This is a genomic window from Pseudomonas medicaginis (assembly GCF_965119365.1).
Lineage (GTDB): Bacteria > Pseudomonadota > Gammaproteobacteria > Pseudomonadales > Pseudomonadaceae > Aquipseudomonas.
This window is the reverse complement of the sequence record NZ_OZ221631.1, coordinates 2,281,435-2,294,505: the sequence shown is the minus strand read 5'-3', so window position 1 is coordinate 2,294,505 and position 13,071 is coordinate 2,281,435. Positions and strand designations below refer to the sequence as shown.

Genomic DNA, 13,071 nt, shown 5'->3' with positions numbered 1-13,071 from the left:
GTGATGAGCGACGGGCTGGCATATGCCTTGCACCCTTTTCGCTCATCGGTGCCCATTCCCTCGTCGGGATGAGCGCCACACGGTTTTGAGGACAAGGGCGCCGTCATCCAGCCGGATAGCGGCGCTTTCATGTGGAAGGTGATGCGCGATGAATGAAGTTCCAGCCAACCCCCTGGCCTGGGTCAACGGCAGCGATGCCCCGGAAAAGAGCGCGGTCAACCTCGGTTTCATGGCCTTGAGCGACTGTGCCCCAGTGGTGGTGGCCGCTACCCAGGGCTTCGCCCAGCCCTACGGCCTGACCCTGAACCTCAAGCGCCAGGCGTCCTGGGCCAACCTGCGGGACAAACTGGTCTGCGGTGAGATCGATGCCGCCCACAGCTTGTACGGCCTGGTCTACGCGGTGCACCTGGGCATCGGTGGCGTCGCGCCGACCGACATGGCGGTGCTGATGGGGCTGAACCAGAACGGCCAGAGCATCAACCTGTCCCACGGCTTGCAGGCCCAGGGCGTGACCAGTCCTGAGGCACTGGAACGGCACGTGCACCAAACTCGCCCGAAACTGACCTTCGCCCAGACTTTCCCCACCGGCACCCACGCCATGTGGCTCTATTACTGGCTGGCCGCCCAGGGCATCCATCCCTTGACCGACGTCGACAGCGTGGTGGTGCCGCCCCCACAGATGATCGCGCATTTGCAGGCTGGGCGGATCGACGGCTTCTGCGTCGGCGAACCCTGGTGCGCCAGCGCGGTGAAGCAGAACCTGGGCTTTACCCTGGCGACCACCCAGACCATCTGGCCCGACCACCCGGAAAAAGTCCTGGGTTGCACCCGCGCGTTCGTCGAGCAATACCCCAATACCGCCCGGGCCTTGGTGATGGCGATCCTCGAAGCCAGCCGCTTCATCGAACAAAGCAGCGAAAACCGTCGCAGCACCGCGCAACTGCTGAGTGCGCCCGAATACCTCGACGCCCCCCTGGATTGCATCGAACCGCGGCTGCTGGGGATCTATGCCGACGGCTTGGGCAACAGCTGGCAGGATCCCCATGCCATGCGCTTCCATGGCGGTGGCGAGGTGAACCTGCCGTACCTGTCCGACGGCATGTGGTTCATGACCCAGTTCCGTCGCTGGGGCCTGCTGCGCGAAGACCCGGACTACCTGGCCGTGGCCCGGGACGTCCAACAGCTCACGCTGTACCGCGAGGCCTGCGCGGCACTGGACATCGCGTCCCCGAGCCCGGACATGCGCAGCAGCCAACTGATCGACGGCATCACCTGGGACGGCTCGGATCCGGCCGGGTACGCCCGCGGCTTCAAACTGCACGCCCTGAGCGATGCGGCTCCCCTTCTCGCCAGCCGTTGACAGGAGCCACGACCATGCTGCGTATCCTGCTGATCAACGACACTGCGAAAAAAGTCGGCCGCCTCAAGGCCGCCCTGATTGAAGCCGGCTTCGAAGTCATCGACGAGTCAGGCCTGACCATCGACCTCCCGGCACGCGTCGAAACGGTGCGTCCGGATGTGATCCTGATCGATACTGAGTCACCCGGACGCGATGTGATGGAGCAAGTGGTGCTGGTCAGTCGCGATCAGCCACGACCGATCGTCATGTTTACCGACGAGCACGACCCCAATGTGATGCGCCAGGCCATCAAGTCCGGCGTCAGCGCCTACATCGTCGAAGGCATCCATGCTGCGCGCCTGCAACCGATCCTCGACGTGGCCATGGCTCGCTTCGAAAGCGACCAGGCCCTGCGCGCCCAGCTCCTGGCCCGGGACCAGCAACTGGCCGAACGCAAGCGCATCGAACTGGCCAAGGGCATGCTGATGAAGATGAAGGACTGCAACGAAGAACAGGCCTATACCCTGATGCGCCGCCAGGCCATGAGCCGCCAGCAGAAGCTGATCCAGGTGGCGGAGCAGATCATCGCCATGAACGAGCTGCTGGGCTGAAAGCCCCTTGGCCCCTGGCCCGGCGCCTTCGCGAGCAGGCTCGCTCCCACAAGAGACCGCGCTCCACATGTGGGAGCGGGCTTGCTCGCGAAAGCGGTCTGACATCCAGTATTGATATCGACTGACCCACCGTCTTCGCGAGCAAGCCCGCTCCCACAGGTTCCACAACCACAACTGTTGGCACAGATCTCGCTTAAGCAATCCCACAGGTAACCAACGGCGGTTGCCCCACCTACGACAAAGACGTCGCACACCCTTCTTGCCTCTCTGGCGATCCGGGTTGCGGCGTTTTTTTGTTTTGGCCCTTCGGGGCCGGTGGTGCGACCACAGACGGCGCACTGCTCTAAGCACTGACTCATTTCTCGAGACTTTTACAGCTGAGGTGCGCGATGAATTCAAGCTTCTGGAAATCCGGCCACACCCCGACACTGTTCGCGGCCTTCCTTTATTTCGACCTGAGCTTCATGGTCTGGTACCTGCTCGGCCCACTGGCGGTGCAGATTTCCACCGACCTGCACCTGACCACCCAGCAACGCGGCCTGATGGTGGCAACGCCGATCCTGGCCGGTGCAGTGCTGCGGTTGTTCATGGGCCTGCTGGCCGACCGGATTTCGCCTAAGACCGCCGGCATGGTCGGCCAGGTGATCGTGATCGGCGCGCTGTTCTGCGCCTGGAAACTGGGCATTCACAGCTACGAACAAGCCCTGCTGCTGGGCCTGTTCCTGGGCGTGGCCGGCGCCTCGTTCGCCGTGGCCCTGCCGCTGGCGTCCCAGTGGTATCCGCCACAGCATCAGGGCAAGGCCATGGGCATCGCCGGTGCCGGTAACTCGGGCACCGTGCTCGCGGCGCTGATCGCTCCAGTGATGGCCGTGGCCTTCGGCTGGACCAACGTGTTCGGCTTCGCGCTGATCCCGCTGGTGCTGACCCTGGTCCTCTTCGCCTGGCTGGCCAAGAACGCCCCCGAGCGACCAAAAGCCAAATCCGTGGCCGACTACCTCAAGGCCCTGGGCGACCGTGACAGCTGGTGGTTCATGTTTTTCTACAGCGTGACCTTCGGTGGTTTCATCGGTCTGGCGAGCGCCCTGCCCGGCTACTTCAACGACCAATACGGCCTGAGCCCCGTCACTGCGGGCTACTACACCGCCGCCTGCGTCTTCGGTGGCAGCCTGATGCGTCCGTTGGGTGGTGCCCTGGCAGACCGTTTCGGCGGCATCCGCACCTTGCTGGGCATGTACACCGTCGCGGCCGTGTGCATCGCCGCGGTGGGCTTCAACCTGCCGAGTTCCTATGCGGCCCTGGCTCTGTTCGTTTGCACCATGCTCGGTCTGGGGGCGGGCAACGGCGCGGTGTTCCAATTGGTGCCACAACGCTTCCGTCGCGAAATCGGCGTGATGACCGGGCTGATCGGCATGGCCGGCGGCATCGGTGGCTTCGCCCTGGCGGCGGGCATGGGTGCGATCAAGCAAAGCACTGGCAGCTATCAATTGGCCCTGTGGTTGTTCGCCAGCCTCGGTGTCCTGGCCTGGTTCGGCCTGCACGGCGTCAAGCGTCGCTGGAGAACCACTTGGGGTTCGGCAGCCGTCACCGCCGCCCGGGTATAACCTGCAACCATGAGCCTGCAATTGAGTTTCGCCGAAGCCAGTGCCATCGGCCCGCGGGAAGAAAACCAGGACGCCCTGCGCCTGGTCACCCCCGCCCCGGCCCTGGCCGCCAGCAAGGGGTACCTGTTCGCCATTGCCGACGGCGTGAGCCAATGCGCCGATGGCGGACTGGCCGCCCGTTCGACCTTGCAGGCCCTGGCCCTGGACTACTATTCCACGCCGCAAACCTGGGGCGTGGCCCAGGCACTGGACCGGCTGTTGCTGGCGCAGAATCGCTGGCTGCAAGCCAACGGTGGCGGGCAACCGCTGCTCACCACTGTCAGTGCCCTGGTCCTGCGGGGTCGACGCTTCACCCTGGCCCACGTCGGTGATTGCCGGGTCTACCGCTGGCACGCCGATCACCTGCAACGGGTCAGCGAGGATCACGTCTGGGAACAGCAAGGCATGCAACATGTGCTCAAGCGCGCCCTGGGACTGGATCAACACCTGATCCTCGATTTTCTCGATGGCGAGTTGCGCACCGACGAAACCTTCGTGCTGCTCAGCGACGGCGTCTGGGCGGTCCTGGGGGACACGGCCATCGCCGGCATCCTGCGCGACCAGCCGGACCTGGACCTGGCCGCGCAGACGTTGGTCAACGCCGCGCACCTGGCCGGTAGCCAGGACAACGCCAGTGCCTTGCTGGTGCGGGTCGACGCGGTGGGTGAAGCCAGCATCGGCGACGCCCTGATCCAGTTGCAGCAATGGCCCCTGCCGCCTGCGCTGAAACCGGGCCAGGTGTTCGAGGGCTGGCAGATCGAAAGCCTGCTCGGCCAGAGCCAGCAATCGCTGCTTTACCGGGTACGCGACGGCCAGGGCCAACCCTGGCTGCTGAAAACCCTGCCCGCGCAGCTACGGGACGATAGCCGCGCTGGGCAGGCCTTGCTCTCGGAAGAATGGTTTCTCAAGCGCATCGCCGGGCGGCAGTTCCCCGAGGTCCATGGTGTTCCCCAGCGTCAGCACTTGTACTACGTGATGCGGGAATATCCGGGAGCAACCCTGGCCGAGCTGTTCAACCAGGGCGGTCCGCTACCTCTGGCCCAGTGGTTGGACCTGGCGCAGCGGCTGGTACGGGCGGTGGGCCTGTTGCATCGAAGGCAGATCTACCACCGCGACATCAAGCCGGAAAACCTGCACCTGGGGGACGACGGGGAATTGCGCCTGCTGGATTTCGGCCTGGCCTACTGCCCGGGCCTGTCCGAGGACCAGGCCAACGTCTTGCCCGGCACGCCCAGCTACATCGCTCCGGAAGCTTTCGGCGGCACCGCACCCACGGCGCAGCAGGATTTGTATGCCGTCGGCGTGACCTTGTATTTCCTGCTGACCGGGCACTATCCCTACGGCGAAATCGAAGCCTTCCAACGCCCGCGCTTTGGCGTGCCGGTCAATGCCAGCCGCTATCGGCCGGACCTGCCCGAATGGCTCGGGCAAAGCCTGGACCGCGCCGTCGCGGCGGATCCGGAACAGCGTTTTGAAACCGCCGAGGAATGGTTGTTGCTGCTGGAACAGGGCGAGCGCCGCAGCTTGAGCGTCAGGCCCAGGCCATTGCTGGAAAGAGAGCCGCTGAAGGTCTGGCGGACGTTGGCTCTGGTGTCGTTGGTGGTGAACATTGTGCTGCTGTTCCTGGTGTTTCATAGCTGAGATCCGGTCGCGCTCCATTACCGGGCAACACGCTTTGATTCGGTGCAATAAATTCCCCTCCAACACCCCCGCCCCACGCTTCCCGCAATAAATCCGTGCCTTGGAGCCAGTTGGCACAACCACTGCATAATCCTTTTCAACAGACATAAGGCAACGCCTCCAACGATGAAGGCGGTGCTTCCCGAGAGAACGGGACCAGGACAAAGGCGTCCTCGCTAGCTTGCTAGCGGGACGCCTTTTTTTGTTTTCGTAAAAATGACCGAGCCAGTCCGATCGCCGTGATGAAACGGACCTGAGCTTGCGGAGAACCCTGATGAAAAAACTCAAACTGGTGATGATCGGCAACGGCATGGCCGGGGTTCGAACCCTCGAGGAACTGCTCAAGCTGAGCAACGAGCTGTACGACATCACGGTGTTCGGCGCCGAGCCCCACACCAACTACAACCGCATCCTGCTCTCGCCGGTGCTGGCCGGTGAGCAGACGTTCGAAGAGATCGTGCTCAACGACCTGAGCTGGTACCTGGACAACAACATCAAGCTGCTGCTCAACCGCAAAGTGGTGGAAATCGACCGGGTCAAGCGCCGGGTCATCGCCGAAGACGGCAGCGAAGCCGAATACGACCGCCTGCTGATCGCCACCGGCTCCACCCCCTTCATCCTGCCGATTCCTGGCAACACGCTGGAGGGCGTGATCGGTTACCGCGACATCGCCGACACCCAAGCGATGATCAACACCGCCAAGACCCACAAGCACGCCGTGGTGATCGGCGGCGGCCTGCTCGGCCTGGAAGCGGCCAACGGCTTGAAGCTGCGGGGCATGGACGTGACCGTCGTCCACATCGGTGAATGGCTGCTGGAACGGCAACTGGACAAGACCAGCGGCCAACTGCTGCAGACCGCCCTGGAAAACCGTGGCCTGACATTCCGCCTCAGCGAGCAGACCCAGGCCTTGCACGACGCCGGCAATGGCCGGGTCGGCTCGGTGCAGTTCAAGAACGGCGACATCATCCCCGCCGACCTGGTGGTGATGGCCGCCGGCATCCGTCCCAATACCGAACTGGCGGAAAAATCCGGCATCCCGTGCAACCGCGGGATCCTGGTCAACGACACGATGCAAACCTACGACCCGCGCATCTATGCCATTGGTGAATGCGCCAGCCACCGTGGCACCGCCTACGGCCTGGTGGCGCCGTTGTTCGAACAGGCCAAGGTCTGCGCCAACCACCTCGCACAACTGGGCTTCGCCACTTACAAGGGTTCGGTCACCTCGACCAAATTGAAAGTCACCGGCATCGACCTGTTCTCCGCCGGTGACTTCATGGGCGGCGAAGGCACCGAGACCATCACCCTTTCCGACCCGATTGGCGGCGTCTACAAAAAACTGGTGATCAAGGATGACGTGCTGGTCGGCGCCTGCCTGTACGGCGACACCGCAGATGGTGGCTGGTATTTCCGCCAGATCCGTGAGAACCACGCCATCAGCGAGATCCGCGATCACTTGATGTTCGGTGAAAACGCTTTGGGCGACGTCGGCCACCAGGGCCAGGACAAAGCCATGAGCATGGCCGACACCGCCGAAGTCTGCGGCTGCAACGGCGTGTGCAAGGGCACCATCGTCAAGGCGATCCAGGAACACGGGCTGTTCAGCGTCGATGACGTGAAAAAACACACCAAGGCCGCCAGTTCCTGTGGTTCCTGTGCCGGCCTGGTGGAGCAGATCCTGATCAACACCGTCGGCGGCGCGGCGGACGTCAAGCCGAAAAGCGAAAAAGCCATCTGTGGTTGCAGCGACCTCAACCACGGACAGATCCGCCAGGCGATCCGCGACCAGCACCTGCTGACCATCGCCGGGACCATGAGCTACCTGAATTGGCGCACCCCCAACGGCTGCGCCACCTGCCGCCCGGCGTTGAACTACTACCTGATTTCCACCTGGCCTGGCGAAGCCCACGACGACCCGCAGTCGCGCCTGATCAACGAACGCGCCCACGCCAACATCCAGAAAGACGGCACCTATTCGGTCGTCCCACGGATGTGGGGTGGCGTGACCAACCCTTCGGAACTGCGGCGCATCGCCGACGTGGCTGACAAGTACAACGTGCCCATGGTCAAGGTCACCGGCGGGCAGCGCATCGATTTGCTGGGCATCAAGAAGCAGGACCTGCCCGGCGTGTGGAAGGACCTCGACATGCCGTCCGGCCACGCCTACGGCAAGTCCATCCGCACCGTGAAGACCTGCGTGGGCAGCGAGTTCTGCCGCTTCGGCACGCAGAACTCCACACAACTGGGCATCGAGCTGGAGCACGACCTGTTCAACATGTGGTCGCCGCACAAAGTGAAACTGGCCGTCTCCGGTTGCCCACGCAACTGCTCGGAAGCCGGCATCAAGGACGTCGGCATTATCGGCGTCGACTCCGGCTGGGAGATGTACATCGGCGGCAACGGCGGGATCAAGACCGAGGTCGCCGAGTTTTTCGTCAAGCTCAAGACGGCCGAAGAAGTGCGTGAATACAACGGCGCCTTCCTGCAGTTGTACCGCGAGGAAGCCTTCTACCTCGAACGCACCGTGCACTACATGCAGCGGGTCGGCATGGAGCACATCAAGAAAGCTGTGCTGGAAGACCCCGAGCGGCGCAAGGCCCTCCACGAACGCCTGAAATTTTCCCTGTCGCTGGAACAGGACCCTTGGAAACAACGCCTGGAACAGCCTCAGTTGAAGAAAGAGTTCGAAGCCATCCCCGTGAAGAACCTGGAGGTGCCGGCATGAACTGGCTGGATATCTGCGCACTGGAAGAGATCAATATCCTCGGTTCGCGCATCATCAATGGCCCGAAAGGCGATATCGCGATTTTTCGTACCAGCGACGATAAAGTGTTCGCCCTCGATGACCGTTGCCCGCACAAGGGCGGCCCGTTGTCCCAAGGGTTGGTCTACGGCAAGCGGGTGGCCTGCCCACTGCACAACTGGCAGATCGACCTGGAGACCGGCCAGGCCCAGGCGCCCGACGTGGGCTGCGCCCATCATCATTCGGCCCGGGTCGAAAACGGCCGGGTACAACTGGCCCTGCGGGACGCAAGCTGATGAACCGCCAGATCACTGCCTCGACCTGCTGTTATTGCGGGGTCGGTTGCGGCGTCCTGATCGAGCATGACGACGAGCGCATCCTCGGCGTCAGTGGCGATCCCGCCCACCCGGCCAACTTCGGCAAACTGTGCAGCAAGGGTTCCACCCTGCACCTGACCGGCGACCTCGCCGCTCGCGCCCTCTATCCCGAGTTGCGCCTGGGCAAAGGCCTGGCCCGGGCCCGCACCGACTGGGACAGCGCCCTGGATCACGCCGCCAGCGTCTTCGCCGCGACCCTTGCCGAGCACGGCCCGGACAGCGTGGCGTTCTACATCTCCGGCCAATTGCTGACCGAGGACTACTACGCCTTCAACAAGCTCGCCCGGGCATTGGTGGGCACCAACAACATCGACAGCAATTCGCGGCTGTGCATGTCCTCCGCCGTGGTGGGCTACAAGCGCAGCCTCGGCGCCGACGCCCCGCCCTGCAGCTACGAAGACCTGGAATTGAGCGATTGCGTGATGATCGTCGGCAGTAACATGGCCTACGCCCATCCCATCCTCTTTCGCCGCCTCGAAGAGGCAAAATCCCGCCGGCCACAGATGAAAATCATCGTCATCGACCCCCGGCGTACCGACACTTGCGATCTGGCAGACCTGCACCTGGCGATCCTGCCGGGCACCGATGTCGCTTTGTTCCATGGGATTTTGCACTTGCTGCTGTGGGAAGACTGGGTTGACCGCGACTTCATCAAGGCCCACACCGAAGGCTTGGCGGAGCTGAAGAACCTGGTGCGCGATTACACCCCGAGCATGGTCGCCCAGCTGTGCGGCATCAGTGTCGAACAACTGCATCAGTGCGCCGAATGGGTCGGCACGTCGCCAAGCTTCCTGTCGTTGTGGTGCATGGGTTTGAACCAGTCCACCGCCGGCAGCGCGAAAAACAGCGCCCTGATCAACCTGCACCTGGCCACCGGGCAGATCGGTCGACCGGGCGCGGGACCGTTCTCGTTGACCGGTCAACCCAACGCCATGGGCGGACGGGAAACCGGCAGCCTGTCGAACCTGCTGCCGGGCCATCGCGAAGCCGCCAATCCGGAGCATCGTGCCGAAGTTGCCCACTACTGGGGCGTCGAGCAACTGCCCGCCACCACGGGCCTGAGCGCCATAGAGTTGTTCGAGCAGGTGCGCAGCGGCAAGATCAAGGCCTTGTGGATCGCCTGCACCAACCCGGCCCAATCGATGCCGGACCAGACAGCGGTGCGTGATGCCCTGCAAGCCTGCCCATTCGTGGTGTTGCAGGAAGCCTTCCGGACCACCGAGACCGCCGCCTTTGCCGACCTGCTGCTGCCAGCGGCCAGTTGGGGCGAGAAAGAAGGCTCGGTGACCAACTCCGAACGGCGCATTTCCCACGTCCGTCGAGCCATTGGCGCACCGGGTGAAGCACGTCCGGACTGGGCAATCACAGTGGATTTCGCACAACGCCTGGAGAAACGTCTGCGCCCGGGCCAACCCAGCCTGTTCGCTTTTGACACCCCGGCCCAGCTGTTCGATGAATACAAGCAACTGACCCGTGGCCGCGACCTGGACTTGTCCGGCATCAGCCACGCCCTGATCGACCGCCTCGGCCCTCAGCAATGGCCCTTCCCGGACGGCGCCACGGTCGGGACACCGCGCCTTTACGTGGACGGGATCTTTCCGACCGACAGCGGCCGGGCACGCTTCGTGGCCGACCCGTATCGCGCCGCCAAGGAACTGCGCGACGCCCGCTATCCATTGACCCTCAACACCGGTCGCTTGCGTGATCAGTGGCACGGCATGAGCCGTACCGGCACCGCCGCGCAGTTGTTTGGTCACGTGAACGAAGCCGTGCTCAGCCTGCATCCCGACGAACTGCTCCGGCATCGCCTGCAAGCGGGCGACCTGGTCACCCTCAAGAGCCGTCGCGGCAGCGTGATCGTGGCCGTGGACAGCGACGACAGTGTGCGCCCCGGCCAGGCGTTCCTGCCCATGCACTGGGGCGACCGGTTCCTCAAGGGTGGGGTCAATACCCTGACTCAACCGGCTTTCGACCCCTTGTCGAAACAACCGGAACTCAAGCACAGCGGCATACGCCTGGAACCGGTGAACCTGCCTTGGCAGCTTTTTGCCTTGATCGAAGGCGATGTTCAACAGCATCTGGAGGCGCTACGCCCCCTCTGCGAGGCGTTCTCCTACGTCAGCCTGAGCCTGACCGGCCGTGAACGTCCCGCGTTGCTGATCCGCGCTGCCAGCGCCGTCGCGCCCGAACCGCAACTGCTCCAGGCCATCGACGAGCAATTGGGTCTGATCGAGGGGCCGGTGCTGGCCTATGACGACCCGCGTCGCGCCATCGGCAAACGGGTGCGCATCGAAAACGGCCGCATCACCGCTATTCGTCTGGCCGGGGAAACCCTGGCCCGGCACTGGCTGCAGAACCTTTGGCTGGAAGGCCGCGCCGATGAACAACTGCGGCGCTGGCTGCTGGCGCCTTTGAGCGCGCCGCCGGGCAATGTCGGTGCCGCGATGGGCGGCAGCAAAACGCTGTGCAACTGCATGAACGTCAGCCAGCGAGCGATCTGCGCAGGCATCGAACGTGGCCTGGACTTGCAGGGGCTCAAACAAGAGCTGGGCTGTGGCACGCAATGCGGTTCTTGCGTACCGGAAATCAAGCGCCTGCTGGTCGCCACTGCGCAACCGCTGGCGGCTATCTCATGAGGAAACCACTATGAACGCAAAAGTCTGGCTGGTGGGCGCAGGTCCCGGTGACCCTGAGCTGCTGACCCTCAAAGCCGTGCGCGCCTTGGGCGAGGCCGACGTGGTGCTGATCGACGACCTGGTCAACACCGCGGTGTTGGAGCATTGTCCCACTGCACGCATCATCGCCGTGGGCAAGCGCGGCGGCTGCCGATCCACCCCCCAGGCCTTCATTCATCGGCTGATGCTGCGTTACGCCCGCCAGGGCAAATGCGTGGTGCGCCTCAAGGGCGGCGACCCATGCATCTTCGGCCGCGGCGGTGAAGAGGCACAGTGGTTGCGCGAGCATGGCATTGAGGTGGAGCTGGTCAACGGCATCACTGCCGGCCTCGCGGGGGCGACCCAGTGCGATATTCCATTGACCTTGCGCGGGATTGCCCGGGGCGTGACCCTGGTCACGGCCCACACCCAGGACGGCAGCAGCCTGAACTGGCAAGCCTTGGCGCAAAGTGGGACGACCTTGGTGGTGTACATGGGCGTGGCGAAACTGAGTGAAATTCGCGAGCAATTGCTGGCCGGTGGCCTGGCGGCGAACACGCCTGTCGCCATGATCGAAAACGCCTCCCTGCCCCACCAGCGTGACTGCCGCAGCGACCTGGCCTCGATGGAAGCCGATGCCGGCGCATTCGGGCTCAAGAGCCCGGCGATCCTGGTCATCGGCGCAGTGGCTGGTGCTGGCGAACGCACCGCATCACAGCCTGCGTGGGTTCAGGCTTCGGCGCTGTAACAAACAACACCCAACCTAATGTGGGAGCGAGCGTGCTCGCGATAGCGTCGGGTCAGCAGCATCAATACTGGCTGACACACCGCTATCGCGAGCAAGCTCGCTCCCACAGGTTTTGGGTTTAACCAGTTGTTTCGCGGCAACACCCCTCATCTCCACAAATCCCAGGCAAAGAAAAGCCCGGCCTAGGCCGGGCTTTTCCAAAGCTGTGGGCTAATTACTTAGCTTGGGCTTCAACCTGCGCTTCTACGCGACGGTTAACTGCACGACCAGCGTCAGTGGCGTTGTCAGCAACTGGGCGGGATTCGCCGTAGCCAACAGACTGAACGCGGGACGATTCAACACCGTACTGGTTGGTCAGAACTTGCTTAACGGCGTTTGCACGACGCTCAGACAGTTTCTGGTTGTAAGCGTCAGGACCGACGGAGTCAGTGTGACCTTCAACAGTGGTGGTGGTAGCTGGGTACTGCTTCATGAAATCAGCCAGGTTCTTGATGTCGCCGTAGCTGTTTTCTTTAACGACCGACTTGTCGAAGTCGAACTTGACGTCCAGCTCAACACGAACGACTTCAGCAACAGCTGGGCAGCCATCAGCGTCAACAGTTACGTTGGCTGGGGTGTCTGGGCACTTGTCGACGTTGTCGCACACGCCATCGTTGTCGCTGTCGGAGCAGACTTCAGCCGGAGCTGGAACTGGAGCAGCAGCAGGCTTGGAGCCGCCACCGAAGTTCACACCGATACCAACGCTTGGCGCCCACTCGGTGTCGCCTTGGTCGATGTTGTACTGAGCTTCAACGCCGGCACGGGCGTAGAAGTTCTCGGTGAAATACAGCTTGGCGCCGCCACCAACGTTGGCGAAGGTAGAACGGTTACGACCGTTGCTGCCATTCTGGTCGATGCTCTGGTCGGAGAAACCGGCCGAAACGTAAGGACGCAGCATGTCGCCTGGGTTGTTGAAGTGGTACAGGGCGTCCAGAGCGGTGTTGGCGCCCTTGACGTTGGTGCCGTCGTCGGTACGTGCGTTGTGCACTTCGTCGTAGGCCAGACGCAGTTCAACGTCATCGGTCAGAAAGTAACCGATCGAACCGCCGAACAGGTTGCCGTTGTTCTTGAAGTTACGAGCGCTGTCGAATTGTTCTTTCTTGGCGAAGCCTTCGATTTCAACTGCGCCTTGGCCTTGTGCCAGAGCGCCGAACGAAGTGGCAGCAATCAAAGAACCAATGGCAAAGCCCAAGGTGTTTTTCAGTTTCATCCGTTAAATCCCCATCTGGTGATTGTG

Annotated in this window: 9 protein-coding genes; 8 read left to right on the top strand and 1 reads right to left on the bottom strand. The window is 63.0% G+C overall.

Annotation, left to right across the window (positions count from 1 at the left end):
• Positions 1-148: 148 nt before the first annotated feature.
• The 8 genes from ACMTA2_RS10095 to cobA all read left to right on the top strand — a co-directional run bounded on the left by ACMTA2_RS10095 (position 149) and on the right by cobA (position 11,795).
• Positions 149-1,360, top strand: coding sequence for a CmpA/NrtA family ABC transporter substrate-binding protein (locus ACMTA2_RS10095; RefSeq protein ID WP_413794719.1), 1,212 nt, complete (start codon positions 149-151; stop codon positions 1,358-1,360).
• A gap of 14 nt (positions 1,361-1,374) precedes the next feature.
• Entirely contained in the window at positions 1,375-1,950 is a 576-nt protein-coding gene (locus ACMTA2_RS10090; protein ID WP_060738484.1) for an ANTAR domain-containing response regulator, read from the top strand.
• 389 nt (positions 1,951-2,339) lie between these two features.
• A complete protein-coding gene (locus ACMTA2_RS10085) occupies positions 2,340-3,551 on the top strand; it encodes a nitrate/nitrite transporter (protein WP_413794718.1) in 1,212 nt (403 codons plus the stop codon).
• A gap of 9 nt (positions 3,552-3,560) precedes the next feature.
• A complete protein-coding gene (locus tag ACMTA2_RS10080) occupies positions 3,561-5,231 on the top strand; it encodes a bifunctional protein-serine/threonine kinase/phosphatase (RefSeq protein WP_413794717.1) in 1,671 nt (556 codons plus the stop codon).
• Positions 5,232-5,544: 313 nt separating this feature from the next.
• The gene (nirB, locus tag ACMTA2_RS10075; protein WP_413794716.1) at positions 5,545-7,998 is read left to right on the top strand and encodes a nitrite reductase large subunit NirB; all 2,454 of its coding nucleotides are present in this window, start codon (positions 5,545-5,547) and stop codon (positions 7,996-7,998) included.
• Positions 7,995-8,312, top strand: coding sequence for a nitrite reductase small subunit NirD (nirD, locus tag ACMTA2_RS10070; protein WP_413794715.1), 318 nt, complete (start codon positions 7,995-7,997; stop codon positions 8,310-8,312). Before nirB ends, nirD begins: the two co-directional genes overlap by 4 nt.
• The gene (locus ACMTA2_RS10065) at positions 8,312-11,029 is read left to right on the top strand and encodes a nitrate reductase (RefSeq protein ID WP_413794714.1); all 2,718 of its coding nucleotides are present in this window, start codon (positions 8,312-8,314) and stop codon (positions 11,027-11,029) included. The genes nirD and ACMTA2_RS10065 overlap by 1 nt, the downstream gene beginning before the upstream one ends.
• Positions 11,030-11,039: 10 nt before the next feature.
• Positions 11,040-11,795, top strand: a complete 756-nt coding sequence (gene cobA, locus ACMTA2_RS10060; protein WP_413794713.1) for a uroporphyrinogen-III C-methyltransferase — start codon at positions 11,040-11,042, stop codon at positions 11,793-11,795.
• A 214-nt stretch (positions 11,796-12,009) separates the two neighbouring features.
• Here cobA and ACMTA2_RS10055 read toward each other — a convergent pair whose 3' ends face one another.
• Complete coding sequence (locus ACMTA2_RS10055; RefSeq protein ID WP_413794712.1) at positions 12,010-13,044, bottom strand: OmpA family protein; 1,035 nt, start codon at positions 13,042-13,044, stop codon at positions 12,010-12,012.
• Positions 13,045-13,071 lie beyond the last annotated feature (27 nt).

Bases quoted from the DNA above. Each gene is read 5' to 3' on its own strand.
- ACMTA2_RS10085 (WP_413794718.1), top strand. From the start codon at position 2,340: ATGAATTCAAGCTTCTGGAAATCCGGCCACACCCCGACACTGTTCGCG.
- ACMTA2_RS10095 (WP_413794719.1), top strand. From the start codon at position 149: ATGAATGAAGTTCCAGCCAACCCCCTGGCCTGGGTCAACGGCAGCGAT.
- ACMTA2_RS10090 (WP_060738484.1), top strand. From the start codon at position 1,375: ATGCTGCGTATCCTGCTGATCAACGACACTGCGAAAAAAGTCGGCCGC.
- ACMTA2_RS10065 (WP_413794714.1), top strand. From the start codon at position 8,312: ATGAACCGCCAGATCACTGCCTCGACCTGCTGTTATTGCGGGGTCGGT.
- nirB (WP_413794716.1), top strand. From the start codon at position 5,545: ATGAAAAAACTCAAACTGGTGATGATCGGCAACGGCATGGCCGGGGTT.
- cobA (WP_413794713.1), top strand. From the start codon at position 11,040: ATGAACGCAAAAGTCTGGCTGGTGGGCGCAGGTCCCGGTGACCCTGAG.
- ACMTA2_RS10055 (WP_413794712.1), bottom strand. From the start codon at position 13,044: ATGAAACTGAAAAACACCTTGGGCTTTGCCATTGGTTCTTTGATTGCT.
- nirD (WP_413794715.1), top strand. From the start codon at position 7,995: ATGAACTGGCTGGATATCTGCGCACTGGAAGAGATCAATATCCTCGGT.
- ACMTA2_RS10080 (WP_413794717.1), top strand. From the start codon at position 3,561: ATGAGCCTGCAATTGAGTTTCGCCGAAGCCAGTGCCATCGGCCCGCGG.